Below are 23,894 nucleotides of genomic sequence, written 5' to 3' on the forward strand. Positions count from 1 at the left end.
AAGATAACCGGGCCGCGGCAGGGCCGCACAAGATTTTTTCCCGGGCGTCCGTCCCTGCTCAGGAGTGGTTCTCCGGGGCGGGCCCGTCCAGGGACGCGAGCAGGCGGAGGCCGTCTTCGGCCGGGGTGTCCGGGGCCGCGGACAGCACCACGAGTTCCATGCCCGGTTCGTGCGGCAGCGCGAAGTTCTCCTGGTGCAGTTCCAGCAGCCCGACCAGCGGGTGCCGGTAGGCCTTCACGCCGTGGGTGCGGGCGCGTACGTCCGCGCGGGCCCAGAGGCGGCGGAAGCGCTCGCAGCCCATCGCCAGTTCGCCGATGAGGGTGGCCAGGCGGGTGTCCTCGGGGTGTTCGCCGGCGGCCAGGCGCAGGTGTCCGACCACGTCGCGGGTGCACTGCTCCCAGTCCGCGTAGAGGCCGGACTCGGCCTCCTCCAGGAAGAGGTGCCGGGCGATGTTCAGGCCCGGCATGGGCCGGCCGAAGAGGAGCCCGGCGAGGCGGTTCCCGGCGAGCACGTCCATCCGGTGGTCCATGACCATCGCGGGTGCGCCGGCGACCAGGCCGAGGACGCGCAGCAGTTCGGGCCGGACCCGTCCGCCCGGTGCCTTGGCGCGACGCCGGGGCTGCCGGGCGAGCCGGTGGAGGTGGCCGCGTTCGGTCTCGTCGAGGCCGAGGACGCGGGCGAGCGCGTCGAGGACCTGCTCGGAGGGCTGGGTCGCGCGGCCCTGCTCCAGGCGTACGTAGTAGTCGACGCTGACCCCGGACAGGTGCGCCACCTCCTCGCGGCGCAGTCCTTCGACCCGGCGGCGGCTGTCGGTGGGTATGCCGACGGCGGCCGGGGCGACCCGGGCGCGCCGGGTCCGCAGGAAGCCCGCGAGATCGTCCATGCCCTCCAGTATGGCCCGGGTCGTGGGCGCGAGGGTGGTACTGCCGTTCCCAGGATGGCCGGTCCGATGGAAGGTCCGTCCCTGAACGGCGGCCGCGGGGGCGCCCAGGATGGGGGCATCCGATCCGAAGGAGTTCCCGTGAAGACGCTGATCGTCCACGCCCACCCCGAACCGAAGTCGCTGAACGGCTCGTTGAAGGACCTCGCGGTTTCCACGTTGGAGGGTGCCGGGCACGAGGTGCGGGTGAGTGATCTGTACGCGATGGGGTGGAAGGCGGTCGTGGACGCCTCCGACTACGGCCCCGACGCCTCCAGTCCGCTGAAGGTGGCGCTGGACTCGGGCCGTGCCTTCGAGGCCGGGACGCTCACCCCGGACGTCCTCGCCGAGCAGGAGAAGCTGCTGTGGGCGGACACCATAATCTTCCAGTTCCCGCTGTGGTGGTACTCGATGCCCGCGATCCTCAAGGGCTGGGTGGACCGGGTGTTCACGTACCGGTTCGCGTACGGGGTCGGCGAGCACAGCGAAACCAAGTACGGCGAGCGCTTCGGCGAGGGCACCCTGGCCGGGCGCAGGGCGCTGCTGTCGGTGACCGCCGGGGGCCCGGAGTCGCACTACGCGGCCCGGGGCATCAACGGCCCGATCGAGGACCTGCTGTTCCCGTTCCACCACGGCATCCTCTACTACCCGGGCATCGAGGTCCTGCCGCCGTTCGTGCTGTACGGCACCGACCGGATGGGCGAGGAGGAGTACGCGCAGGCCGCCAGGGCCTGGGAGGAGCGCCTGCTGACCCTGGAGTCGACCGAGCCGATCGCGTTCCGGCGGCAGAACTTCGGCGACTACGAGATCCCCTCCCTGCACCTGAAGGAGGGGCTGGAGCCCGCGGGCCGCACGGGTTTCGGGCTGCACGTGCGCGGCTGACGGGCGGGGGCGCCGGGCGTCTCCCGCGCCGGCCCCAGGGAGGGGGTTTTGGCTTGAACTCGCCGTTTTCGGGGTTCCGGGGCCTTCCGCCGCCCGGGGCCGGGGCCCTGCGAGCGCCCTTGCCCGCGGGCGCGCCCTTGGCCGCGGCGCCCTCACGGGAGCAGGCGCTCCGGGGACGTCGCCCACCAGAACGTCAGCTGGGGCACCGTCTCCAGGCCCAGCGCCTCGCGCAGTTTGGAGACCTGGGCCGTCACGGTGCGCTCGCTGAGGCCGAGGTTCTCCCCGATCTGCCGGTGGCTCTTGCCGGCCACGATGCCGCGCACGATCGTCCGCTGGATCTTCGTGGTCTTGGCGTCGCCGTCGTCCTTCGGCGCGCCCGCGTCCGCCTCGCCCGGCAGCCACGGGTCGGCCCGCTCCCACTGCTGCCAGAAGTGCGCGGCGAGCACGGCGCACACGCCGCGGTCCCGGGTGTACCAGGCGGCCGCCTGCTGCACGGTGCCGTCGTCGCCGTAGACCTCGAAGAACGCGTGCTTGCGGTCCACGACGATTAACCGCAGGAAGTCCTCGCCGAGGGTGCGGACCTGGGCGCCGGCCCGCGTCATGGTGGCGACCCAGTCCCGCTGCGTGGGGTTGCTCCGCCCGTTGGTCCGGTAGATCGTCCGTACGGTCACGCCGCGCTGGGCGGCCTGCAGGTCACGCGGCAGCGCGCCCTTGAGGACCTGCGGTTTGCGGTGTCCGGGCTGTGCGGTGAGGATCTCGGACTCGGCGGACTGGATGGTGCGTATCGTCTCGGCGTTGACCTCCGGGACGGTGCGGAGCAGGAGCGTCCCGACCGGGCTGGGGCTGTAGTGGTAGCGCTGCTGCTCGGCTTCGAGCTCGCGCACGTGGGCGGGGACGGCGGCCAGGGCCGCGGTGACGCCGGTGAGTGCCTTGAGGACGGCGTCGGTGAGCTGGGTCTCCAGGTAGCGGGACGGGGCGGGGACGTACGTACCGGGTTCGTGGGTGTTGGCGAAGAGGATGTCCCGGGCGATGAGCGAGGCGAGTCCCGGCTCGTCGTCGGGCAGCACTTCGCCCCGCAAGGCCCTGCGGTACGTGCGCAGTTCGACCGCGGTCAACCGGGAGGTGTCGGGGGCGGCGGCTATTTCCCGTTCCGTCATCAGATCTTTCTTCCTCTTCCTGAACTGCGGGTGGACGCAGTATCGCGAAGGTTGATCGCGCCCTTCCCCCGGTAGAGGCTTGATCCCGTGCCACAGGGCCCGTGGCGCGCAGAAGGCCCCGCTGCCCGCATCGTCCGCGGGGGTCGGGCCGGCCAAGGGAGGAACACCTTGATACCGATCAACATCCGGTCAACCATCACCGCCGTGCTGCTCGCGATCCTCGCGGTCACCGGACTCAGTGGTGTCGCGGCGGCCAGTGGGCCGGCCGGCACCAATTGGGGAATCGCAGCCATGGGTGAGGTGGAGCAGCAGGCCGACGCCCCTGTCGTGTCCGCAGATTCACTGATCCAGCCGCCGGACTCCGACTGGGGATGATCCTCCCGCGCTGCGGCGCACAGCACCCGGTGCAGCGGTAACCCCGCCATGCCGGGTGCGACGCCGTGTCCGGGGCCGGTCCGCCACGAGGAGATCGTGCGCCCTCGTGGCGGACCGTCACGGTGCGGTCGGGGCCGTCGTCGCCCCGCGGGGGACGGTGAACCGCAGCTCCGGGCGCTCCCAGGAAACCTTCGGCGGGACCGGGGCGACCGTCCCCACCCGCTGCGCACCCATGCGCCGGTAGAACCGCTCCGCGGGCGGATGGGACACCACGCGTACGCCGGTCAGCCCGGCTTCCGCGGCCTGGCCGAGCATGTGCCCGATCAGGAGCCGGCCGACGCCCAGCCCTTGCGCCTCGTCCGCGACGAAGGCGAGGTCCAGCTCGGGCGGGTCCAGGACGAGGGAGTAGAAGCCGGCCGTCCGGCCGGTGGTGGCGTCGACGGCCGCGAACACCCGGTGCCGGGTCACGTATTCGGGGGTGAGGCGGTAGCCGGAGATGATCGAGGCGTACCGCCCCCGGTAGGCGCTGGACTGCTGGATCAGTTGGGTGAGGCGCTCCGCGTCCTGCGCGACGGCACGCCTGATCGTTATGGACTGCATCCGCCGGAGTATAGGGGCACTGGGCTAGTGCGACCATTACCGCCGTGGGCGTCGTGGGCGCCGGGGTCGACCGGGGAGGATGGAGGATGGGCGCATGTGGCAGCGGCTGCCGTTCGGGAGCGGGTTGCGGGCCGAGCTGGGGACACCCGGACGCGCTCGCAGGCTGGGCAGCAGCCCCCGGTCGCGGGTGTGGCGGGTCACGCTGCCGGACGTGACGGTGGTGGTGAAGCAGGTCGTCGACGGTCCTGACGCCGACGAGCGCTACACCCGCGAGGTGACGGCGCTGCGGCTCGCCGCCCGGGGGGAGACTCCCGTGGTGCCGGCCCTGCTGGCCACCGATCCCGGTGAACGGGTGCTGGTGCTGGAGCACTTGGAGCACCTGGCGCCGGCCGGGGACTGGATCGTCGGTTACGCGGGCGCGCTGGCGCGGCTGCACGCGACCGCTGGCCCGGAGGACGCCGGGGCGCTCCCCCGGTGGCGGGGCCCGACGCGGGCGGACGCCGACGCGTTCCTGCGGCTGGCCGCGGCCCTGGAGGTTCCCGTGGCGCCCCGCGTGACCGGCGAGCTGTACGAGCTCGTGGAGCGGCTCGGCCGGGCGGAGGGGCACGCCCTCCTCCACGGGGACCCGTGCCCCGGCAACGACCTCCACACCGCTGCGGGGGTCAGGTTCATCGACTTCGAACAGGCTTCGCTGGGCAGCGGCTTGACGGAGCTGGCCTACCTGCGCATCGGCTTCCCGACCTGCTGGTGCGTCACGTCGGCCGCGGAGCCCTTGCTGCGCCGGGCCGAGGGCGCGTACCGCGACGCCTGGCGCGCCGCGACCGGCTCCGAAGCCCCGGGCGACCTCACCGACGCGTGCGCCGGCTGGCTGCTGCGCGGTGACGCGCTCGTCGAGCGGGCCCGCCGTGAAGACGCCGACCACCTGGCCCGGATTCCGCGCCGGGACTGGACCTGGGGCACCGCGACGGCCCGGCAGCGGCTCGTACACCGGCTCGGGGTCGTCGCCGGGATGGCCGCCGGCCACGACTCGCTCGGCGGCCTGGGCGACCTCGGCGCGGCCATGCGCCGGAGCATGCTCGCCCGCTGGCCGGGGCTGGGGCCGGTCCCGGCGAAGCGGCCGTAGTGGCCGTAGCGGGGCCGCCTATCCGAGCCAGACGACGCCCCCGCCCCTCCAAGGTCCTGCGGTGGTGGTGAAGGATGGCCGGATGCCGGGCACGCCGGCACCGCGAGGGGAGTGACGGATGACGAACGGCGAGCCGGCCGCGTTCCACCGGATCAAGATCCGTGTCGCAGGCCTGGTCCTGGACGACCGGGACGTGGCACTCATCCGGCGGACGAACACCCGCGGGACGGCCCACTACTCCCTGCCCGGCGGCAACGTGGAGCCCGCCGAGCCCCTGCCCGACGCGCTGCGGTGAGAGCTCCGGGAGGAGCTCGGCCTGACCCCGGAGGATCTCGCGGAGGCTCCGCGCTTCCTGTGGCTGCTGGACGCCATGGTGAGCCGGCCCGGCTCCACTCCCCCTCGCAAGCTCCACCTCGTCTACCGGGTCCCCCTGCGGCCGGGAGTCCGCCCGGGGCTGCGGGCGTTCGAGGACGATGACGCGGTCGGCCGCGGGGAGGTCGTCTGGGTGCCCTTCGAGCAGACCCGGGGCCTCGCCCTCTTCCCGCCGGTGCCCATCGCCGATCTCGGGCCCTCCGGGGGCGTCGGTGCCGGGTCGGCCCTGCTCCCGCCCTTGGACGACACCAACTACGAGTGGGTCTGACCGGGGCCGGTACGCAGGACGCGGGACCGGTCCGCGGCGTGCGGCGTGGCACGTTCCACCGCGGGAGGGGCCGTCACTACCCTCGGCGCATGGCAGACACGTTCGATCACGCTCCCGCGGTCTGGACCGCGAGGCAGCTGCGCTCCGCCCTGGCCGATGTTCCCGACGACGCCCCGATCAGCATCGGCGTCGCCGGTACCCCCGGCGACTTCGACGAGTACGACGAGTTCGTGCTCGTGGGCGCCGAACCCGTGGAGGTCGACCCCGGCGACGGTGAGGATCCCGGCACGCCGCAGGTCGAGTTCACCCTCTTCGCCGACGCCAAGGCAGGGCTGTACTACCTCGACATGGAGTGACGCAGGCCGGGACCGGTCCGGTCCCGGCCCCCCCCAATCCCGGCCCCCGGCGCCTCACCTTGCCTTACCTATTGAAAATCGATAGATTCACATCGCGATTCGATAGAAGGAGGGGCCATGGGACGACTGACGGTGCAAGCCCTGCGCGCCGTGCTCGTGGTGATGCTCGCCGGCACGGTGTTCGTGCAGGTGCTGATGGTGTGGGCGCTGGCCGCGGACCCGGAGGAGGGGGCACTGCCGCTGACCCCGCTCCGCGTCATCGTGATCCTGGGAGCCGTGACGGTCCAGGTCGTCCTGGTCTGCGTCTGGCGGCTGGTGGCGATGGTGCGGCGCGGCACGGTGTTCTCCCACGCCGCGTTCCGGTACGTGGACACCGTGATCGGCGCGTTCGTGGCGGCCGACCTGCTGGTGTTCGCGGTCTTCCTGGTGGCGCGCTCGCAGATGGAGCCGCCCGGCTTCCTGTTCCTCGGCGGGGTCGGCATCGGGCTCGTCGGGGTCGCGCTCATCGTGCTGGTGCTGCGGCTGCTGCTCGCCCAGGCCGTGGCGCGCGACGTCCAGGCGGCGCACATGCAGGCGGAGCTGGACGAGGTGATCTGATGGCGATCGTCGTCGACATCGACGTGATGCTGGCCAGGCGGAAGATGTCCGTGGGCGAGCTCGCCGAACGCGTCGGGATCACCCCCGCCAACCTCGCCGTGCTCAAGAACGGCCGCGCCAAGGCCGTGCGCTTCTCGACCCTCGCCGCGCTCTGCGAGGTCCTCGAATGCCAGCCGGGCGACCTGCTGCGCTGGGAAGCCGAGGACGCGGTGGAGGAATCTGCTGCATCCTGGGCCTGAACTGCCCTACGTTGCAGGAGGAACCAGGTGAGTCTGAGCGGGCTGCGGGCGGGGGACCCGCAGCGGATCGGCGAGTTGACGCTCGTCGGCCGGCTGGGTGCGGGCGGCATGGGTGTCGTCTACCTGGCACAAGGTCCTGACGGGCGGCTCGTCGCCCTCAAGCGGCTGCGCGAGGAACTCGCCTCGGACGACGGGTTCCGGGCGCGGTTCCGGCGTGAGGCCGCGACGCTGCTGCGCGTCCAGGGGACGTGCACGGCACGGGTGCTGGCGGTCGAGGCCGAGGCGAGCACCCCGTACGTCGTCATGGACTACGTCCAGGGCCCGACGCTGTCGGAGTACGTCGGCGAACACGGGCCGCTGCGCGGGGACATGGCGCGGCTGTTCGCCGCCGGGCTCGCCGAGGCGCTCGTGGCGGTCCACCGGGCCGGCGTGGTGCACCGCGATCTCAAGCCCGCCAACGTCCTGCTGTCCGAGCAGGGCCCCAAGGTCATCGACTTCGGCATCGCACAGGCCTCCGACGGGACGGCGCTGACCCGCACCGGTGTCGCGGTCGGCACCGTGGGCTACATGGCGCCGGAGCAGATCCGCGGGCAGGCCGGCCCCGCGGCCGACGTGTTCGCGTGGGCGCTGACCGTCGCCTACGCCACCACCGGCCGGCCCCCCTTCGGCACCGGACCGGCCGACGCGGTGCTCTACCGGGTCCTGCACGAGGAACCCGATCTGGACGGCGTACCGCCCCGCCTGGGGGCACTGCTGACGTCCGCCCTGGCCAGATCGCCCGAGCAGCGCCCCGCTCCCGCGGAGCTGCTCGCCGAGCTGACCGGCGGCGGGGTCCCCACGGCGGAACTCCCCGCCCAGACCGTCGCCACGGTGCTCGCCGAGGCGTGGCGGATACCCGGGGCGGCGGTGCCGCCGGCTCCGGTGCGGGGGCGGCGCTCCGCGCGGACCGCGGCCGTGGCGGCGGGGCTGGCGCTCCTCGTCCTGACGGCCGGGATCCTGTGGGCGGTACTGCCAGGCGACGGCCGCTCGACAGCCTCGGGGGCGCCCACCGCCTCGGGGCGGACGGCGAGCACGGCCCCGTCCCCGCCGCCGAACACGCGGATGCCGTCCACCGCTTCGGGCACCGGGCCGGCGTCCGCGGCGCCCGGTCCGACGGCCGCCCCGACCCCACCGCCGTCGCCGTCGGCTTCGACGGGTTCGGTCGCCAACACCCACAGCGGGCTGTGCGTCGACACCGACGGCCCGCAGCGGCCCGGACTGAACGTGGTGCTCCGCTCGTGCGGGAGTTTCACCGGCCAGATCTGGCACTACGACGAGACCGACGCGCGCCTCACGAACACGCCCAGCGGACTGTGCCTCGACACGAACGGGAAGCCCGCCGGCGGGGTCCCGGCGGTACTCAACCCGTGCGGCCGGTCCACCGGCCAGCAATGGCGCTACGACACGGCCACCGGGCGGTTCGGCAACCCGGCCAGCGGCCTGTGCCTGGACACCAACGGGCCCCCGGCGCTCAACGTCGGCCTGGTGCTCAACCCCTGCGGCAACTACACGGGCCAGCAGTGGCGCATGTGAGCTCGGCCGGCCGGGGCCCCTTCAACCCGAAGCCCGAAGGCCGAATGCGCCTGACCGCGCGGTCCATATTCGGTGGCGCCGTACGGCGTACGGGGGAGAATGCGGGCATGCGCATCAGAGCCGTACGCCTGGACGAGCTGCCGCTCCTCCAGGACATCGAGAGGGCCGCCGGGGAGTGCTTCCGGGAGATCGGAATGCCGGAGATCGCCGACGACGAGCCGCTCCCCCTCGATGAGCTCGCCCGCTACCACCACGCCGGTCTGGCCTGGGTCGCGGCCGACGGAGCCGACGCGCCGGCCGCCTACCTGATCGCCGACCGGGTCGACGGCAGCCTCCACGTCGAGCAGGTGTCGGTGCACCCGCGCAGCGCGCGCCGGGGCGTCGGCCGGCTGCTGCTGGAGCGTCTGGCCGACCACGCCGCGGGCGAGGGGGCGACCGCGCTGACCCTCACCACGTTCACCGGGGTGCCGTGGAATGCCCCCTACTACGAACGCTGCGGCTTCCGGCTCATGGACGACGCCCGCCTCACCCCCGGTCTGCGGCGGATCCGGGAGCTCGAAGCCGCCCACGGCCTGGACCGCTGGCCGAGGGCCTGCATGCGCCGGGTGCTGTGACGTCCCGGCGGCCGTTGGGCCCTGCGACTCTCTCCCCCTCCGACCTCGACCCGCTCTCGACCTGGCCTCGACCCGGCCTCCAGGGGCCCGTGCCAAGATCACCGGATGGGAACGACCACACCTCCGTCACGTCCGGGAACAGAGCGGAGCTCTGCGGACCAACTCGTCACATACCCCGCCGCCTACGTGACCGGCGTCGCCTACGAGGCGCTCATCGCGTACACCCGCGCCCGGCAGGCCGAGAAGGGCTACACCCAGCCCCAGTTCTGGCTGCTGCGGAACCTGTCGGTGAACGACATCTCGCCCGACGGCGAGGGGATGACCCTGCCCGACCTGCGGGCGGCCATGGCCTCCTACATCCGGGCCGAGGACGACCTGGCGGCGGAGGCCGCGGTGCTCGTCGAGCGCGGCTGGCTGCGCCGCGACGACGAGGACCGGCTGTGGCTCACCGAAGACGGCGAGCGGGCCCGCGTCGACTGCTCGCGCAACGGTCCCGCGATCCGCGCCGCCCTCCACGAGGGCATCGACGAAGCGGACTACGCCACCACCGTGAGGGTGCTCCGGCAGCTGATCCGCAACGCCGGTGGGACGGACGTGTGACGTCTGACGTCTGACGTCTGACGTCTGACGACGGACCCCGCCCGGCCCGGAGCGTCAGGTCCCCGGGGCGGTCAGGGTGCGCGCGAAGTGGTCGGCGAGGCGGGGCAGCCAGTCGGGGCGGGCGTTGCCGAGGAGATGGTCGCCGTGCGGAACCCCGAGGTGGGTGCCGTGCGGGGCCAGCCGGGCCAGGGGCTCGCCGTTCGTGACGCCGGGGATGACGTCCGCCCCGCCGTCGACGACCAGCAGCGGGGCCGTGATCCGGCCCGCCAGGGCGGACAGGTTCACCTGCCGTGCGAAGGCGCGGGCGGCGTCGGCGCCCCCGGTGCGGCGGGCCATGATGTCCCGTACCGGCGGGGGCAGTTCCTCCCAGTCGAGGCGGAAGGGCCCGCTGACGGTGGCGACCGCCGCCACCCGGGGCTCCAGGGCGGCGGCGCGGGCGGCGAAGTAGCCGCCCAGGCTGAGGCCGACGAGGCCGACGCACGGGACGCCGAGCGCGTCGACGACCCTGCCGACGACCCGTTCGTACTCCGGCCGGAGGGTGGTCGTCGCCGCGAGGACGCCCTGGCCCGGGCCGTCCATCGCGAACACGGCCAGCCCCCGGGCCAGCAGCGCGGCCGCCAGGTCGAGGAACTCCTCCTTGGCGGAGTCCAGTCCGGGGACGACGACCACGGTGGCGGGCGCGTCGTGCGGCCCGCGCAGCCAGCCCGCGAAGCCGTCGCCGCTCACGCGCCGCGCGCCGGGCTCCAGCAGGGTCAGCGCGCGGCCCAGGGCCTCGTCCGCGTCGGCGGCGGCGCGGCCGGCGCCCGCGTGCGGGGCGAGCGTGGCGAGGTGGAACCAACGGGCCGCCGTCAGCAGGTGTTCGCCCGCGGAGACGGACGAGGCCGCCCGGTCGGCCCGCGTGAGATGGGTGTGCGCGGTGCGGACGAGGGCCGGGCCCCAGTCGTCGAGGGACGTCATGGCGTCGGTGACGCGCCGGTATTCGTGGGGGTCGACTCCCGCGCCGGTGGCGCGGGTCCACTGGGCGGCGGCGAACTCGTGGACGTTCATCGGGCGGTTCCTCCGGTCAGCAGGACGGCTTTGCCGCGGATACGGCGTTCTCGCAGGTCGACCAGTGTCTCGGCGGTCCGCGTCCAGTCGGCGGTCCGGCCGGTCTCGGGGTGCAGCCGGCCTTGTTCCACCAGGCGCACCAGTGCCGCGAGGTCGGGGCCGTAGGGGGCGCCCGCGTAGTGGAAGTGCCGGATCGTGACGCGCTCGGGTCCGCTCAGCAGGTCGAAGAAGTCGAGGGTGACCGGGGTGCGGCTGGCCTGGCCGAACCAGACGAGGGTGCCGCCGGGGCGCACCCTGGCCAAGGCGGCCGGCAGGGCGGCGCCGCCCGTGGACTCCAGTACGACGTCGAACGGGCCCTCGGCGTCGGCGACTTCGTGGACCACCCGTGCGCCCAGGGCGGTGAGCCGCTCGCCGCGCTGCGGCGTGGCCGTCACGGCGGTCAGTTCCGCTCCGGCGCCCACGGCCAGCTCGGTGACGTAGTGGCCGACTCCGCCCGAGGCCCCGGTCAGGAGGACCCGCCGCCCGGCCAGGGAGCCCGCCGTGCGCAGCAGGCGCAGGGCGGTGATCCCGGCGAGCGGCAGGGCGGCGGCCCGTACGCTGTCGACGGTGTCGGGGAGCACCGCGAGGGAGTGGGTGGGCACGGCCGCGTACTCGGCCCAGCCGCCCTGCGCGGGATGCCCGACCACGCGGGTGCCGATGCCGGGGCCGGAGCCGTCCGCCGCGGGCTGGACGACGAGGCCGGCGATGTCCTTGCCGGGCAGCCAGCCGGGCCCGGGCCGTTCGAGGAGGAAGGTCTCGCCGCGGTTCGGTGCGAACGCGTCGACCTTGACCAGTGCCTCGTCCGGTTCCGGGACGGGCTGGGGGGACTCGGCGAAGGCGACCGGTCGGGCCGGGTCCCCGGTGGGAATCAGTCTCTGCATGCCGGGGATGCAACACCGGCGGCCGCCGGCTGATCCAACAACCGGCGCGCGAGGCCGACAACCAACGGTTGTCGCCTATGGTGAGGGCCATGGATCTTGATGTGGCGCAGGTACGTGCCTTCGTGTGCGCCGCAGAGGAACTGCACTTCGGGCGGGCCGCCGGGATGCTCGGCATCTCCCAGCAGGCGCTGTCCAAGCGGATCGCGCGGCTGGAATCCCTGCTCGGCACCCGGCTGTTCGAGCGCGGCGGCACCGGCGTCCGACTCACCGCGGCCGGGGGGCGTTTCCTCGCGCCGGCCCGGCACACGGTGGCCGCCGCCGACGCCGCGGTCGCGGCGGCCGCGGGGACCGGCCGGCCGCTGCGGGTGGACGTCTGGGGGCACCTGTACGCGCCCATGCGGACGCTGGCCCGGGTGGCCGCGGGGGCCGGTGAGCTGGTGCCGGGGCACGGCCGCGATCTGCCCTCGGTCGCGGCGGCGCTGCTGGCCGGGGAGATCGACGCGGCTTTCGGCCGGGTCCACCCTCCGCTGCACGGCGGACTGGCGCACCGGCTGATCCGCCTCGAACCGGTGGACGCCGTGCTGAGCACCGCCCATCCCCTCGCGGGCGCGGCGGCGCTGCGGCCGGAGCAGCTGCGGGGCAGCGTGCTGTGGGCGCCCGGCACGCCGGACCGCCTCGACTTCCTCCACCGGTTCGCCGACCGGTTCGGTGTGCCGGACCGGGCGTCGGGCATCAACCTCGGGCTGGGCCACTTCCTCGCGGAGGTCGCGGGGGACCCGCGGCGGTTCTCCCTCGTGCCCGCCGACCTGCCCCTCCCGGACGTCCCCGGCCTGTGCCAGGTCCCGCTGGCCGACCCCACTCCGCTGTACGCCTGGTCGCTGCTGTGGCGCACCGGCAACGGGCATCCGGGGCTCGGCCGCCTCACCGCGGCCTGTGCCGCCGAGGCGGGGCGCAGCCGCTGGCTGGAGTACGACCCGTCGCGCGACTGGATGCCCGAGCCGCCGGCGGGCGGCGGGCGCTGACGGGGGCGGCGGGAACGGTTGCGGGCGGCCGTGCGTCTTCCGCGTCGGTGGAGGGCGGTCCGGCGGAGGGGCGGGGCGGTGCGGGGCGGACGGGGTGTCGGGGGCCGGGTGGTGGCACTGGCGGTGGGGGTGCCGCTCGCCGTGGCGGGGATCGTGGTGGCGGCCGTCCTCCCGGGCGACGGCGGGGCCGCTGCGGGCCCGCTGCACGGGGCGGTGGACGCGTACCTCGACGCGGCGGGAGGCGGCGGGGCCGGGCCGGCCGCCGCGCAGGCCGGCACCTGTCCGGCCGGCGGCGGGGATCCTCTCGCGGCGCTCCGCCGGCTCGCGCCGGCGTTCGGGCACCGGATCGTGTCCTCCACGGAGAGCGGGGACCGGGCGGCGGTGAACGTGGACCTGCTTCCGCGTACGGGCGACCGGGTCGCGGTGGTCCTGGAGCTGCGCCGGAGCGGTGAGCGGTGGGAGGTCTGCGCGGCCTCCCCCGGCCATGTGGAGGTCGACCCCTTCTGAGGCCGCGGGTGCCGGGCGGACGGCCCGGCGGGGCGCGGGAAGGGCGGCCATGGCCGCCGCCGGGGCGGGCGCGGACCTGGTGGTACCGGCGCACGCCCTGCACGGCTGGGCCCTGGCGGACGCCCGGCGGTACTTACTGCTCCAGGCCGTCTCTGTCGGATCTTGCCGGTCAGGCCCGCGTCTCCCCCGGCTACCGCTGGGAGGGGCCCCAGGTGCCGTGCACCGGCGCGTCGGCCGGGCGCCCCGCCCCTGTACTGGACGTACTCGGGTGCTCCGCCAACGCGGCGAGGTGCGGTGCCGGGCGGCGCGGGTCTGGGGGCACCTCCCAGCGGAAGCCGGGGGAGCAGGATCCGCAAGAGACGGCCTGGGGGTGTCCGCGAAGTGGCGCCGTCCGCCCGGAGGGCGGGCCCCGCGGCTCCCCCCAGCTACCGCTGGGACGTGCCCCCGGTGCGTGCTCTCGGCGTGCCGGGCGTCGCGGGGCAGGCGCCAGTTTGCGGCCACCCCCCAGGGCACGCCCGTCCCCGGCCACCGCGCGCCCGGCGGCACCACCGCCGTCGCCGACGGGATCACTGCCGCCCTGCCCGACGCCTGCGCGGCCGCCGCCCCGGCGACGCCCCCGGCCCCGTTCACCGCCCACCTGGCGGAGCGCCGCGACCGGGCCGTTCGCCGCCGGATTCGACGCCCTCACGGCCTCCGGGAGCCGATGTCACCGGCCGCACGGGGCGCTATGCCCTGATTGCGTAGATATCCTGTGAACTGTGATCGAGTCCGGACGGCCACGGCTCCGTCGGCGCCCCGGCCCGGGAAGGCTTGTGCGGCTGTCGCCGGTCATCCTGACCGTCGTCATCGCCAGCCTGGCGTACACCACTCCGCCGGAGATGGCCTTCAGCCGCCTCCTGCCCGCCGCCCCGGCCCTCGCCGCCGCCATGTGGCCGGTACTCCCCACCGTCCTGCTCGGTACGGTCTGCCTGATCCTGATGATCGGCCTCAGCCTCGTCTTCCCCGACCTCGGCACGTGGTGGACGGCAGCGGGGATCATCGCCGTCACCGTCGCCGCCGCGTACGGAAGCCACCTGCGGCTCCAGCGCGAGCGCACCCTGTTCCAGGTGAGGCTCGTCGCCGACGCGGCCCAGCAGGTGGTGCTGAGCCCGATGCCCCGCCGTTTCGGCGACGTCGCGATCGAGTCGCTGTACCTGGCGGCCGCGGCGGAGGCGCGCATCGGCGGTGACTTCTACGAGGTGGCCGACACTCCGTACGGGGTGCGGCTGCTCATCGGCGACGTGCGGGGCAAGGGGCTGCCCGCGGTCGGGTCGGCGGCGGCCATCGTCAACGCCTTCCGGGAGGCGGCCTACGACGAGACCGACATGGTGGACGTCGCCCGCCGGATGGACGCCAGCAGCACCCGCTACAACGCCGCCTTCCCCGCCGACGGGGCGACGGAGCGCTTCGCCACCGCCCTGCTCGTCCAGATCCCGCACACTGGCCGGCACATCGACATCCTCAACTGCGGGCACCCTCCGCCGCTGCTCCTGAACCGGGGGGAGCTCCGGGTCCTCGAACCCGCGGCCCCCTCGCCGCTGCTCAGCCTGGCGGAGCTGATCGGCGATCACTACAGCGTCGACAGCTTCGAGTTCTCCCCCGGGGACCTGCTGCTCCTCTACACCGACGGGATCGCCGAGGCGCGCGCCCGCGACGGCGAGTTCTTCCCGCTGACGGCCTGGATGCGCCGGCAGCCCCCGACCCCGCCCCGCGAGCTGCTCACCGCGCTCCACCGGGACCTCGTCCACCACAGCCGGGGCCGGCTGGACGACGACGTCGCCGCCCTCGCCGTCCGCCTGAGCGAACCCTGACGATCCGCCCCCGCACCGGCCCCCGCTGCGTTAGGGTCCCCCGCATGAGGGGTGGGGGACCTGGGGGCACGACCGGCGACGGCACGGGCGCGGCCGCCCCACCGTGGCGCACGGATCCGCCGGCCGCCCCGGACGTGACGCACGACGCGGTCGTCGTGGTGCCCGGCATCATGGGCAGCGCGCTGTGGGACACGTCGAGGGAGCGGCCCGTGTGGGGGCTGAAGCACCCGGCGGCAATGCTGTCGCTGTTCACTCGCGCGGACGGCCTGCGGCCCCTGCACCTCGACGAGCGGGAGCTGGCCGGCGACTACGGCAGGATCCGGGCCACCGGCATCGTGGAGGTCCCGGTCTGGGCGCCGTTCCTCAAGGGCCTGGAGAGCCTCGGCGCACTGCGCCGGGCCGTGCGCGCGAGCGTGGCCGACCCCGCGGCGGTGCTGGAGTTCGCCTACGACTGGCGGCTGCCGGCGGAGGTCAACGGAGCGCTGCTGGCCGAGGCCGCCCACCGCCATCTGGACAGCTGGCTGGCGGACGACGCGTACGACCTGGCCAGGCGGCTGCACCCGGACGGGCGCGAGGCCCGGCTGGTCTTCGTCGCGCACTCCATGGGGGGTCTGGTCACCCGCGCCGCCTTCGAGCACGCCGCCGCCCAGGGCAGCGACCTCGTCCCCCGCACACGGACCGTACTCACGCTCGGGACGCCCTTCCTCGGTTCCCTCAAGGCCGTCCAGCTGCTCAACGGCCACCGGGTCTACCCGGTTCCCGACCGGCTGCTGGAGCACGCGCAGGCCCTCGCCGCCACCCTGCCCGCGGTCCACGACCTGCTGCCCGCCTACCGGTGCGTGGACGCCGGCCAGGAGGTCCGCGGGCTCGACGCCGGCGACGTCAAGAGGCTCGGCGGCGACCCCGAACTCGCCTCCCGGACGCTGCGCCACCACGAACGGCTGCGCCGCCGCGCCGTGCCGATGGGCGTGCACCGGGCCGTCGTCGGCACCACACAGCCCACCCCCCAGACCATCGTCCTGGACAACGGCGTCGCACACGTGCGGTACACCGCCTTCCTGCCGGACGGCTCCGGCGGGGTGGGCCGCGACGTCAACGGCATCCCGCTGCGCCAGGACCGGCGGGGCGACGGGACCGTCTACCGGGACGCCGCCGTCCCCTCCCCCGGCGTACCGGCCGAATACGTGCCCCTCACCCACGGGGCGCTGGCCAAGGACGGCCACGTCCTGGCCCACGTCCGTGCCGTCCTGACCGAACACGAGCTGGGCGCGCTGCAGGGCGACGGCGACCGGGCGTTCGGCCTGGAACTCCCCGACAGCGCCGTCGCCGGATCGGAACTGGAGCTGGAGCTGCTGCCCGCCCCCGACAGCGCCATCGGCAGCATCAACGGCATCACCTGCTCGGTGCACGAGGCGGCGAGCGGACGCCGCGTCGCCACGCCGAGACTCCGCCGGCGGGACGGCGTCGTCGGCGCGTCCGTGACACTGCCCGCGCCCGGCCTCTACCGGGTCCGCGTCAGGGCCGGCGGCCGTAGCCCCCTGACCCAGCTCGTCCTGGCCGTCCCCCGCGACCCGGTCGCGGCGGACGGCGGGGCCGGACGCTAGGCGGCCCCGGCATGGCCACGGCCACGGACACCCCGACGGGCGACGACGGGGGACCGCTGTTCTTCCCGGTGGACATCGGCCGCTACCGGCACCACGCGCCCCTGGACACCGACACCGAGGTCGCCGGCGTCGCCGCCCTGCTCGCACCATTCGGCGCCCGCCCCGAGCCGTGGACCGCCGACCCGGAGGAGCGGGGCGCGGACGCCGTCGACGACCGTCTCGAACAGTGGTCGGTCCGCAGCGCCGCGGGCGACACCGTCCTGTACTGGGTCGGCCACGGCTCCGCCGACGGGGCCTCGACCGCCCTGCTCGCCCACTCCCGCAGCCCGAACCCGCTGACCCGCAACGGCGTCACGCCCCAGGACCTGCTGCACCACCTCAGGACGCGGCAGCTCTCCGAAGCCGCCGGCTGGGCCGTCGTCGTCATCGACACCTGCGACTCGCGCCGGTTCATCGAGCTGATGAGCGCCCAGGCCACCACCGACGCCGACTTCGGCGGCTTCCTCCTCGTCGCCGCCTCCCAGGACGGTGCCACCACGCTCGGCGCGTTCCGGCGGACCCTGGGCAACGTACTGAACGTGACCTTCCGGGCCCAGGACACCATCAACCTGGACGACCTGGCCCGGGAGCTGAACCGCGCCCTCTTCGACCGGGTGGCCATCGCCCACACCGACGGCACCGCCGGACTCCGCCGCGTCTGGCCCACGCACGCCGGGCACATGCAGGCCCCCCTGGACGTGGAGGCCGAGATCGAGACCGTCCTCGCCACGCTGGACGCCGACGAGCGCAGACACTTCGCGGCCAAGGCCGCGGGCGGTGAACTCGGCGAACAGAACTGGTACTTCGAAGGGCGCGAGCAGGAGCGCGACGAGATCCTGTCCTGGCTCGACGAGGCGGCGGGCGGCATGCTGGTGGTGACGGGAGCCGCCGGAGCGGGCAAGTCCGCCCTGCTCGGCCACGTACTCGTGCACACCCGGCCCGAACTCGCCGCCGTGCTCACCCGCGCCGGCCACCTCGCTCCGCTGCCGCCCGGAGCCCCCCGCGCGGCCGACTCGGTCGACCTCGCGGTCCACCTCACCGGGGCCACCGCCCACGCCTTGGTCGACCGCATCGCCGCCGCCGCGGGCCTCGGCCCGGCCCCGGCGGTCACCGCCGTGCCGGAACTGGCGCAGTGGCTCACCGGCGCGCTGGCCGCGAGGCGGAGCGGTGGGACGGCGGCACCGGCCCGGCCCTTCACCGTCCTCGCCGACGCCCTCGACGAGGCCCAGCAGCCCCTGGCCCTCGCCGCCGAGATCCTGGGACCGCTCTCCCGCACTCCCGGCGTACGGGTCCTGGTGGGCACCCGCCGCTCCACGGACGAGGGCCCCGACCGGCCCGCGCCCCGCGGACGGGACCTCCTGGACGCGCTCGGGCCGGGCCTCGCCCGGGGGAACGGGAGCGGCACGAAGCTGGTCACCGTCGGCCCCGACCCCGATGCCATGACCCGCTACATCCGCCGCCGGCTGCACGTCGCGCGGGAGAACGGCTCCCTCCCGGCGGCCGGTACCGCGGACCTCGACGAGACCGCCCGCGTCCTCGGCGCCCTCGACCGCGAGTTCCTCTTCGCCCGCCTTGCCGTGCACGAGATCCTCAGCGCCCCGGAACTCGCCGCCGACCCGGCCCCGCTCCGGGACTGCGACCACCGCGGCCTGTTCGCCCGTGCCGTCGGCCGCCTGACGGCCCAGGACCCCGTGGGCGGGCCCCTCCTGGAGGCGCTCGCCCTGGCGCGGGGGCACGGGATGCCCGACCGCGACGGGGTGTGGGCCACCGCGGCGGCCGCCCTCGCCCCGGAGCCGGGCGGCCCGGCCGTCACCGCCGCGTCCGTCACGGCCCTCACCGTCGCCGCGGCGCCCTACCTGATGGCCGACACCGAGCACGGCCAGACCGTCTACCGGCTCGCCCACCGCACCTTCGCAGAACACTTCGCCGCCCCGCACGACGGCCCCGACGAGCGCCACCGGCGCATCACACGGCACCTCGCCGGCCGTGCGGACACCCGGCTGCCGGACACCCCGCCCAACCCGTACCTGGTCCACCACCTGCCCGAACACGCCGCCCTCGCAGGCCCGGACGGCTGGGAGACCCTCGCCGCCCACCCGCGCCTCCTCGACCGCCTCGACGTCCGGTCCCTCACCACGAACGCGGTGCTCGCCGCGTTCGGCCGCCACCCGCTGCCGCCGGCCGTCGCGGGCGTGGTCGCGCACCACCACCTGCTCGCGGACGCCGCCCCGGGGGACAGGACGGGCATTCGGCAGCTCGGCACGGTGCGGATCAGCGGTGACCGCATCCCGCCCGTGGAGGACGCCCCGGACCCCCGGCGCACCTGGTCCGTGCGCTGGGCGGACATCGCGTGGGAGCCGCTCCACGTCCTCCTGAACGGGGCGTCGGGCCACGTCTTCAAGATGGTCTCGTTGACCACACGGGACGGCTCGCCGCTCCTCGCGACCTTCGGCAGGGAAGACGACACCGTACGGATCTGGGATCCCGTCGCGCTGAGCCAGACCGGCCCGCCGCTCACCGGCCACACCGCGGAGGTGACCGCGATGGCCGCGTTCACCGGCGAGGGCGGCCGTCCGCTGCTCGCCACGGCGGGCGCGGACGGGACCGTACGCGTCTGGGACCCCGTCACGCACAGCCAGGCCGGCCCGCCCCTCACCGGCCACGAGGGCGCCGTCCGGGCGCTCACCACCTTCACCGGACGGGACGGACTCCCGCGGATCGCCACGGGGGGCCAGGACAAGACCGTGCGCATCTGGAACCCGGCCACGGGCTCCCGGTCGGAGGCCGTGCTCAGGGGACACGAGCACGCCGTCGACGCGATCACCACGTTCACCGGCTCCGACGGACGGGTCCGGCTGGCCAGTCTCGATCCCTACACCGTCCGGATCTGGGACCCGGGCACCGGGAGGCAGTCGTCCCGCCCGTTCATCGACACGGACCGCGTTCTGGACTGCCTTGTCGCCTTCACCGGCCCCGAAGGCCGCGACCTCCTCGCCTCGGTCCGCCGCTTCACGCGTCCTGGGGAGATCATCGTCCTGGACCCGGACACCGGCAGTCGGCACGAGATCGACTGGATCGGTCCGGGGCCGAGGCCCCGCACTCCCCCGGACACCTTCATCCCCGAACCCAAGGGGCAGGCCGTCATCGGGATCCCCGGACCCGACGGACACACTCTCCTCGCGGTCCAGGCCGAAGGCAGGGTGGGACTGTGGGACCCCGTCAACCGGTGTGAAACAGCTCCGCTCGTCACCGGCACCATGGGGGCGCTCGACGCGCTGGCGGTCTTCCCCGGACCGGACGGGCGCACCCTCCTCGCCACCGCCGACCGGGGCCGGCTCCGCGTGTGGGACCGCGTCACGACCGGCTCCGGCCGGGCGGCCGAGGACAGCCAGGACCCCGAGGTGAGGGTGTTGGCCTCGATCCCCTCGTCGGGCGGCCGCGCCCTCCTCGCCGCCTCCGGCGGGGGTGACTCGGTCAGGATCTGGGACACCGGAACGTCAGCGCCGACCGGGCCCGCCCTCACGGGCCACACCTTCGGCGTCACCGCGCTGACGGGATTCCGGGGAAGCGCGGGAGAGCCCCTCATCGCCAGCGCGAGCTACACCGGGCAGGTGCTGGTGCGCGACCCCGTCACCCACGCTCAGGTGGGGCGGACCGTCTCCAGCCGCTTCGGCGACGCGCTCAAGTACGTGAGTTCGATGGCCGCCTTCACCGGAGCGGACGGGCGGACCCAGTTCCTCGCCCTCTGCCTGGGCAAGGCGGTGCGCCTGGTCAACCTGGCCACGCGGAAGCAGATGAGACGGGCCCTCCGTCACCCCGACTCGGTGTACGCGGTGGTCGCGTTCGCCGGTCCGGCGGGGCGGCCGTTGCTGGCGACGGGCGGCGGCGACGGCGCCGTTCGCATCTGGGACCCCGGCACCCGTACCCTGACCGGGCCGCCCCTCACGGGGCATTCGGAGCAGGTCCATGGCCTGGCGGTGTTCACCGGCCCGGACGGCCGGCTCCTCCTCGCCAGTGGCAGCGCGGACGGGACCGTGCGGATCTGGGATCCCCGCGCCCATGCCCCTGTCGGACCGCCCGTTACGGAACACGGTGGGGGCGGGTGCATGGTGGTGTTCCCCGGACCGGGCGGAAGGGACCTCCTCGCGACGATGAGCGGCCCCGGCATCCTGATCTGGGACCCCGTCAGCAGGAGGGTCCACCACACCATCAGGCTGCCGGTGAGGGTGCGGGAGCTGGCCGTGGCGGGACCGGATCTGGCGGTCGCGGCACTGGAAGGGCTGGTGGTGGTCAGGGTGGAGGGCGGCTAGCCTACGGGCATGGCGTCCCCCTCCCGGCCCGGCCGTACGCGCCGCATCGTGCTCATGGCCGCCGGCGCCGCGGCCGCCGCGGCGGTCGGTGCGGCGCTGTTCCAGGACCTGGCACGGCAGGACGGCTTCGCCGCGGACACGCGGCCCTGCGCGCTCGTGTCGGCGCAGACGGCCCGGCTGGTGGCCGGGCCGGTCGAGGGCGTGGAGGACGGGTCCGTGTGCACGTGGCCCGGCCCCGGACCGCAGCCGGTCCTTCAGGTGCAGGTGACCCGGCTGGGGACGCCGCAGGCGCGGGAGGGCTTCCGGCTGGTCAAGGAGGAGGTGCCGCCCGGGAAGACGGGGCCGATGACGGCGGAGCTGACGGACTTCGGCGACGAGGCGTTCTCCCGCATCCGGTATCCAAGCGGGGGCCGGGTGACGAGCGAGGTCTGGTTCCGCCGGGGCGACGTGGTGGTGTCGGTCCGGTACGCACCGGTCGACGGCGACATCGACCCGTCCCACGCGGGCGCCTACGAGGTGGCCACGGAGGCGGCGGCCCGGCTGGGGGACTGACCGACCGCGCTAGGACGCCGGCGGGAGGGTGTAGGAGTGGAGGAGGTCGACCTCCCTGAAGCCGGCCGACCGGTAGAGGGCGGTGGCCGCGGTCCGGTCGTCCTCGGCGCCCGGGACGGTGTCCGTCTCGACGTAGAGGAAGGCCTCGCGGGCGCCGTGCGCACCGAGGGCGTCCAGCGCCGACCCCAGCAGCGCCCGGCCGAGCCCCCGGCGGCGCGACGGCGGCCGGACGCCGATCCACCACAGTGCTCCGGCGCCTTCGACGGGCAGGCCGATCACGGCCTCGGCCTCGGCGGCGGCTTCACCCCGGCGGATCTCCAGACGGCGGGCGTGGCTGTCGCCGGGCTCCGGGGCGGTGCGTACGCATGCGGCGGGCGGCAGGTCCGGCGCGGGCAGGTCGATCAGGAGGTACCGCCACTGCGGCTCGCCGCGGAACCCGGCCCGTTCCAGGGCCGCGTGGGTGGTCTCCCGGTGTGCCCGCGGCAGCGCCTCCAGTCCCCGGGTGAGCGCGGTCGCCAGCCGGAAGGCCTCCACGGGGCGCGGGCCCAGTGCGGTGAGCGCCCCGAGGAGGAGGGCGTCGGCGGCCCGCGGGTCCTCCCGGCAGTGCAGCCACAGGATCAGGCCCGTCCCGTCCTTGGGCCGCAGAGCCCAGGAGACGGCGCCCAGTACGGTGCCGTCGGGGCCGGCCGCGACGTGGGTGGCGGGCGGGTCGAGTTCCGCCCACCAGCCCCCGTCGATCGGCGACCGGCCCGCGAGGGCCTCGTGGAGCATCTCCGGGGTCGCCACCGGCTGTCCGGGGAGGCGGTCGGCGTTCACCAGGGACAGGACCGCGCCGGCGTCGGCCGGGGCGTAGGGGCGCAGTGTCAGGCGTGGGGCGGAGGGCACGGTGACGACTGTGGCAAGCGCCGGCGCCGCTGTCGAACGAGTTGTGCGGCGGGGCGCCGCGGAGTGTCGGCGCACCCGGTCGACTCCCTTGTACGGGGCACCGGTTACGGTTCCCGGACACACGCACCACACGGGGAGTTCCACCATGCGCATTTACCGGAGCCGTGCCGCGGCCCTGGCCACCCTCACCGGGTTCGTCCTCGGCCTGACCGGCTGTCAGGGCGGCGGCGCGGCGGCCAAGAGCCCCGCGACGAGCCCGAGCGCCAGTACGGCGGCCTCCGAGACCGCTCCGGCCCCGACGCCCACACCGACGCCGACGCCGTCGGGCTCCGGCACGCCGGCGGCCGACGCGAGTGCCACACCGGCCGCGCCGGACGGCAAGGGAAGCGGCGGGCCGGGCACCGAGGACAGCTACGCCTACACCCACCCGTGCTCCGCACGGAACATCACCGTCAAGGTGACGTCGCCGGAGGGCTTCCCGGCCACGGTCCGCGTCGTCACGGTGACCAACAACGGCTCCACCACGTGCGGGCTCTCCTACTTCCCCGCCGTCGGCTTCAGCGCCAAGGGCGCCGCCCTCGGCATCCAGGCCAAGGCCCCCGAGGGCCTCGGCGGTGCTCCGGCGCATCCGGTCCGGCCGGGAGCCACCGCGTACGCGGCGGTGGACCTCAACCCGTCGGGCGGCGGCGGACCCGTCGCCGACGAGATCAACGTCCTGGCGGACCCGGACCACATGCCGAACGCCGACAGCGTCCACTTCCCGCTGGCCACCCCCGGCACGGTCGCCCGCCCGAAGGTCGGCCTGTACCACTTCACCGCCCGGGACTCCTTCAAGACCCTCTCGTAGCCGGGTCAGCCGGTCTTCCCGTCGGCGTCCTGCTGCCCCTTCGCCCGCTTGGTGACGACGGCGGCCGCCGCGACGGCGCTGGCGGTGAAGGCCAGCGCGAGCATCCACCGCTGGTCGAAGGTGTGGCCGGTGGCGTGGTCGAGGGAGTAGCGGCCCGCGCCGGCGAGGCCGATGGCGGCCGCGGTGAACCCGAGGAACGCCGGGTACTCGAATCCGCCGGACTGCGCGAAGAAGCCGGCCGGGGCGTGCACGGACACCGCGCCGGCCATGGCACCCGCCGCCGCGGCGCCGGCGGCCGGGGTCGCGAGCCCCAGGACCAGCAGGGCCCCGCCGCCGGTCTCACCGAGCCCGGCGGCCAGGGCGCTCTGCCGGCCGGGGGTGAAGCCCATGTGCTCCATGGCGGCGGTGGTCTTCTCCAGACCGCCGCCGCCGAACCAGCCGAACAGCTTCTGGGTGCCGTGTGCCATGAGCACGGCCCCGGTCCCGGCGCGGAGGGCCAGCAGTGCGAGGTCGCGTCGGTTGATGCAGCTCATCGGAGTCTCCCTGGGACGACGGTGCCGGATGCCGGATGCCGGGTACATCCGTAACCGTTCCGGGCGGCGGCGCCCCGCGTGCGGGAACAGGTCCGCCGATCGGG

The 23,894-nt window shown here is 74.9% G+C and carries 25 protein-coding genes; 18 read left to right on the forward strand and 7 right to left on the reverse strand.

From position 1 onward, the window contains the following. Positions 1–58 precede the first annotated feature (58 nt). Positions 59–883 carry a helix-turn-helix transcriptional regulator gene (locus tag AC07A6_RS30075; RefSeq protein WP_478779233.1) on the reverse strand — a complete coding sequence of 275 codons (825 nt, stop codon included), beginning with the start codon at positions 881–883 and terminating at the stop codon, positions 59–61. Between the two features lie 138 nt (positions 884–1,021). On the opposite strand from AC07A6_RS30075, the gene AC07A6_RS30080 reads away from it, so the two are divergent. Beyond that, positions 1,022–1,801, forward strand: coding sequence for an NAD(P)H-dependent oxidoreductase (locus tag AC07A6_RS30080; RefSeq protein ID WP_478779234.1), 780 nt, complete (start codon positions 1,022–1,024; stop codon positions 1,799–1,801). A gap of 152 nt (positions 1,802–1,953) precedes the next feature. Here the strand turns inward: AC07A6_RS30080 and AC07A6_RS30085 are convergent, their stop codons facing one another. Then, positions 1,954–2,958, reverse strand: coding sequence for a LuxR C-terminal-related transcriptional regulator (locus tag AC07A6_RS30085; protein ID WP_478779235.1), 1,005 nt, complete (start codon positions 2,956–2,958; stop codon positions 1,954–1,956). 168 nt (positions 2,959–3,126) lie between these two features. On the opposite strand from AC07A6_RS30085, the gene AC07A6_RS30090 reads away from it, so the two are divergent. After that, positions 3,127–3,333: a hypothetical protein gene (locus AC07A6_RS30090; RefSeq protein ID WP_362470927.1), complete on the forward strand. Its 207-nt coding sequence runs from the start codon at positions 3,127–3,129 to the stop codon at positions 3,331–3,333. Positions 3,334–3,450: 117 nt separating this feature from the next. Here AC07A6_RS30090 and AC07A6_RS30095 read toward each other — a convergent pair whose 3' ends face one another. Continuing rightward, positions 3,451–3,933, reverse strand: coding sequence for a GNAT family N-acetyltransferase (locus AC07A6_RS30095; RefSeq protein WP_478779236.1), 483 nt, complete (start codon positions 3,931–3,933; stop codon positions 3,451–3,453). Between the two features lie 94 nt (positions 3,934–4,027). On the opposite strand from AC07A6_RS30095, the gene AC07A6_RS30100 reads away from it, so the two are divergent. The 9 genes from AC07A6_RS30100 (at position 4,028) to AC07A6_RS30140 (ending at position 9,674) form a co-directional block, all read left to right on the forward strand. Further along, positions 4,028–5,056 (forward strand): phosphotransferase family protein, encoded by a 1,029-nt coding sequence (locus tag AC07A6_RS30100; protein ID WP_478779237.1) that lies wholly within the window; start codon positions 4,028–4,030, stop codon positions 5,054–5,056. Between the two features lie 118 nt (positions 5,057–5,174). Further along, a complete protein-coding gene (locus tag AC07A6_RS30105; protein ID WP_478779238.1) occupies positions 5,175–5,351 on the forward strand; it encodes an NUDIX hydrolase in 177 nt (58 codons plus the stop codon). Between the two features lie 75 nt (positions 5,352–5,426). Beyond that, positions 5,427–5,696, forward strand: a complete 270-nt coding sequence (locus AC07A6_RS30110; protein WP_478779239.1) for a hypothetical protein — start codon at positions 5,427–5,429, stop codon at positions 5,694–5,696. Positions 5,697–5,785: 89 nt separating this feature from the next. Continuing rightward, positions 5,786–6,052 carry a DUF6225 family protein gene (locus tag AC07A6_RS30115; RefSeq protein ID WP_125817431.1) on the forward strand — a complete coding sequence of 89 codons (267 nt, stop codon included), beginning with the start codon at positions 5,786–5,788 and terminating at the stop codon, positions 6,050–6,052. Positions 6,053–6,169: 117 nt separating this feature from the next. Continuing rightward, entirely contained in the window at positions 6,170–6,649 is a 480-nt protein-coding gene (locus AC07A6_RS30120) for a DUF2975 domain-containing protein (RefSeq protein WP_478779240.1), read from the forward strand. Next, on the forward strand, positions 6,649–6,888 hold the full coding sequence (locus tag AC07A6_RS30125; RefSeq protein ID WP_007268194.1) for a helix-turn-helix domain-containing protein: 240 nt from the start codon (positions 6,649–6,651) through the stop codon (positions 6,886–6,888). Before AC07A6_RS30120 ends, AC07A6_RS30125 begins: the two co-directional genes overlap by 1 nt. Positions 6,889–6,915: 27 nt before the next feature. Continuing rightward, positions 6,916–8,460, forward strand: a complete 1,545-nt coding sequence (locus AC07A6_RS30130) for a serine/threonine protein kinase (RefSeq protein WP_478779241.1) — start codon at positions 6,916–6,918, stop codon at positions 8,458–8,460. A 107-nt stretch (positions 8,461–8,567) separates the two neighbouring features. Then, complete coding sequence (locus AC07A6_RS30135) at positions 8,568–9,074, forward strand: GNAT family N-acetyltransferase (protein WP_362470910.1); 507 nt, start codon at positions 8,568–8,570, stop codon at positions 9,072–9,074. Between the two features lie 105 nt (positions 9,075–9,179). Further along, positions 9,180–9,674 (forward strand): MarR family transcriptional regulator, encoded by a 495-nt coding sequence (locus AC07A6_RS30140; protein WP_478779242.1) that lies wholly within the window; start codon positions 9,180–9,182, stop codon positions 9,672–9,674. 54 nt (positions 9,675–9,728) lie between these two features. On the opposite strand, the gene AC07A6_RS30145 is transcribed toward AC07A6_RS30140, so the two are convergent. Together AC07A6_RS30145 and AC07A6_RS30150 are read right to left on the reverse strand one after the other, a co-directional pair. Continuing rightward, on the reverse strand, positions 9,729–10,721 hold the full coding sequence (locus AC07A6_RS30145; RefSeq protein ID WP_478779243.1) for an alpha/beta hydrolase family protein: 993 nt from the start codon (positions 10,719–10,721) through the stop codon (positions 9,729–9,731). Further along, positions 10,718–11,641, reverse strand: a complete 924-nt coding sequence (locus tag AC07A6_RS30150; RefSeq protein WP_478779244.1) for a zinc-binding dehydrogenase — start codon at positions 11,639–11,641, stop codon at positions 10,718–10,720. Before AC07A6_RS30150 ends, AC07A6_RS30145 begins: the two co-directional genes overlap by 4 nt. Before the next feature lie 89 nt (positions 11,642–11,730). On the opposite strand from AC07A6_RS30150, the gene AC07A6_RS30155 reads away from it, so the two are divergent. The 6 genes from AC07A6_RS30155 (at position 11,731) to AC07A6_RS30180 (ending at position 21,525) form a co-directional block, all read left to right on the forward strand. Further along, a complete protein-coding gene (locus AC07A6_RS30155) occupies positions 11,731–12,663 on the forward strand; it encodes a LysR family transcriptional regulator (RefSeq protein WP_478779245.1) in 933 nt (310 codons plus the stop codon). A 111-nt stretch (positions 12,664–12,774) separates the two neighbouring features. Continuing rightward, positions 12,775–13,170 (forward strand): hypothetical protein, encoded by a 396-nt coding sequence (locus AC07A6_RS30160; RefSeq protein ID WP_478779246.1) that lies wholly within the window; start codon positions 12,775–12,777, stop codon positions 13,168–13,170. A gap of 758 nt (positions 13,171–13,928) precedes the next feature. Next, positions 13,929–15,020, forward strand: coding sequence for a PP2C family protein-serine/threonine phosphatase (locus AC07A6_RS30165; RefSeq protein ID WP_478779247.1), 1,092 nt, complete (start codon positions 13,929–13,931; stop codon positions 15,018–15,020). A gap of 44 nt (positions 15,021–15,064) precedes the next feature. Further along, positions 15,065–16,624: a lipase/acyltransferase domain-containing protein gene (locus AC07A6_RS30170; RefSeq protein WP_478779248.1), complete on the forward strand. Its 1,560-nt coding sequence runs from the start codon at positions 15,065–15,067 to the stop codon at positions 16,622–16,624. Positions 16,625–16,635: 11 nt separating this feature from the next. Continuing rightward, positions 16,636–20,973: an AAA family ATPase gene (locus AC07A6_RS30175; RefSeq protein ID WP_478779249.1), complete on the forward strand. Its 4,338-nt coding sequence runs from the start codon at positions 16,636–16,638 to the stop codon at positions 20,971–20,973. 9 nt (positions 20,974–20,982) lie between these two features. Continuing rightward, entirely contained in the window at positions 20,983–21,525 is a 543-nt protein-coding gene (locus tag AC07A6_RS30180) for a hypothetical protein (protein ID WP_478779250.1), read from the forward strand. A 9-nt stretch (positions 21,526–21,534) separates the two neighbouring features. Here the strand turns inward: AC07A6_RS30180 and AC07A6_RS30185 are convergent, their stop codons facing one another. Then, positions 21,535–22,410: a GNAT family N-acetyltransferase gene (locus tag AC07A6_RS30185; RefSeq protein WP_478779251.1), complete on the reverse strand. Its 876-nt coding sequence runs from the start codon at positions 22,408–22,410 to the stop codon at positions 21,535–21,537. A 145-nt stretch (positions 22,411–22,555) separates the two neighbouring features. Between AC07A6_RS30185 and AC07A6_RS30190 the strand changes: the two genes are divergently transcribed. Beyond that, positions 22,556–23,257, forward strand: coding sequence for a DUF4232 domain-containing protein (locus tag AC07A6_RS30190; RefSeq protein ID WP_478779252.1), 702 nt, complete (start codon positions 22,556–22,558; stop codon positions 23,255–23,257). Positions 23,258–23,262: 5 nt separating this feature from the next. Here AC07A6_RS30190 and AC07A6_RS30195 read toward each other — a convergent pair whose 3' ends face one another. Next, complete coding sequence (locus AC07A6_RS30195) at positions 23,263–23,790, reverse strand: DoxX family protein (RefSeq protein WP_478779253.1); 528 nt, start codon at positions 23,788–23,790, stop codon at positions 23,263–23,265. Positions 23,791–23,894 lie beyond the last annotated feature (104 nt).

The sequence above is a fragment of the Streptomyces sp. NPDC044002 genome, from assembly GCF_056434525.1.

Coding starts and splice junctions, on each gene's coding strand:
- AC07A6_RS30075 (WP_478779233.1), bottom strand. CDS start 883: ATGGACGATCTCGCGGGCTTCCTGCGGACCCGGCGCGCCCGGGTCGCC.
- AC07A6_RS30085 (WP_478779235.1), bottom strand. CDS start 2,958: ATGACGGAACGGGAAATAGCCGCCGCCCCCGACACCTCCCGGTTGACC.
- AC07A6_RS30095 (WP_478779236.1), bottom strand. CDS start 3,933: ATGCAGTCCATAACGATCAGGCGTGCCGTCGCGCAGGACGCGGAGCGC.
- AC07A6_RS30100 (WP_478779237.1), top strand. CDS start 4,028: ATGTGGCAGCGGCTGCCGTTCGGGAGCGGGTTGCGGGCCGAGCTGGGG.
- AC07A6_RS30105 (WP_478779238.1), top strand. CDS start 5,175: ATGACGAACGGCGAGCCGGCCGCGTTCCACCGGATCAAGATCCGTGTC.
- AC07A6_RS30110 (WP_478779239.1), top strand. CDS start 5,427: ATGGTGAGCCGGCCCGGCTCCACTCCCCCTCGCAAGCTCCACCTCGTC.
- AC07A6_RS30115 (WP_125817431.1), top strand. CDS start 5,786: ATGGCAGACACGTTCGATCACGCTCCCGCGGTCTGGACCGCGAGGCAG.
- AC07A6_RS30120 (WP_478779240.1), top strand. CDS start 6,170: ATGGGACGACTGACGGTGCAAGCCCTGCGCGCCGTGCTCGTGGTGATG.
- AC07A6_RS30125 (WP_007268194.1), top strand. CDS start 6,649: ATGGCGATCGTCGTCGACATCGACGTGATGCTGGCCAGGCGGAAGATG.
- AC07A6_RS30135 (WP_362470910.1), top strand. CDS start 8,568: ATGCGCATCAGAGCCGTACGCCTGGACGAGCTGCCGCTCCTCCAGGAC.
- AC07A6_RS30140 (WP_478779242.1), top strand. CDS start 9,180: ATGGGAACGACCACACCTCCGTCACGTCCGGGAACAGAGCGGAGCTCT.
- AC07A6_RS30145 (WP_478779243.1), bottom strand. CDS start 10,721: ATGAACGTCCACGAGTTCGCCGCCGCCCAGTGGACCCGCGCCACCGGC.
- AC07A6_RS30150 (WP_478779244.1), bottom strand. CDS start 11,641: ATGCAGAGACTGATTCCCACCGGGGACCCGGCCCGACCGGTCGCCTTC.
- AC07A6_RS30155 (WP_478779245.1), top strand. CDS start 11,731: ATGGATCTTGATGTGGCGCAGGTACGTGCCTTCGTGTGCGCCGCAGAG.
- AC07A6_RS30170 (WP_478779248.1), top strand. CDS start 15,065: ATGAGGGGTGGGGGACCTGGGGGCACGACCGGCGACGGCACGGGCGCG.
- AC07A6_RS30175 (WP_478779249.1), top strand. CDS start 16,636: ATGGCCACGGCCACGGACACCCCGACGGGCGACGACGGGGGACCGCTG.
- AC07A6_RS30180 (WP_478779250.1), top strand. CDS start 20,983: ATGGCGTCCCCCTCCCGGCCCGGCCGTACGCGCCGCATCGTGCTCATG.
- AC07A6_RS30190 (WP_478779252.1), top strand. CDS start 22,556: ATGCGCATTTACCGGAGCCGTGCCGCGGCCCTGGCCACCCTCACCGGG.
- AC07A6_RS30195 (WP_478779253.1), bottom strand. CDS start 23,790: ATGAGCTGCATCAACCGACGCGACCTCGCACTGCTGGCCCTCCGCGCC.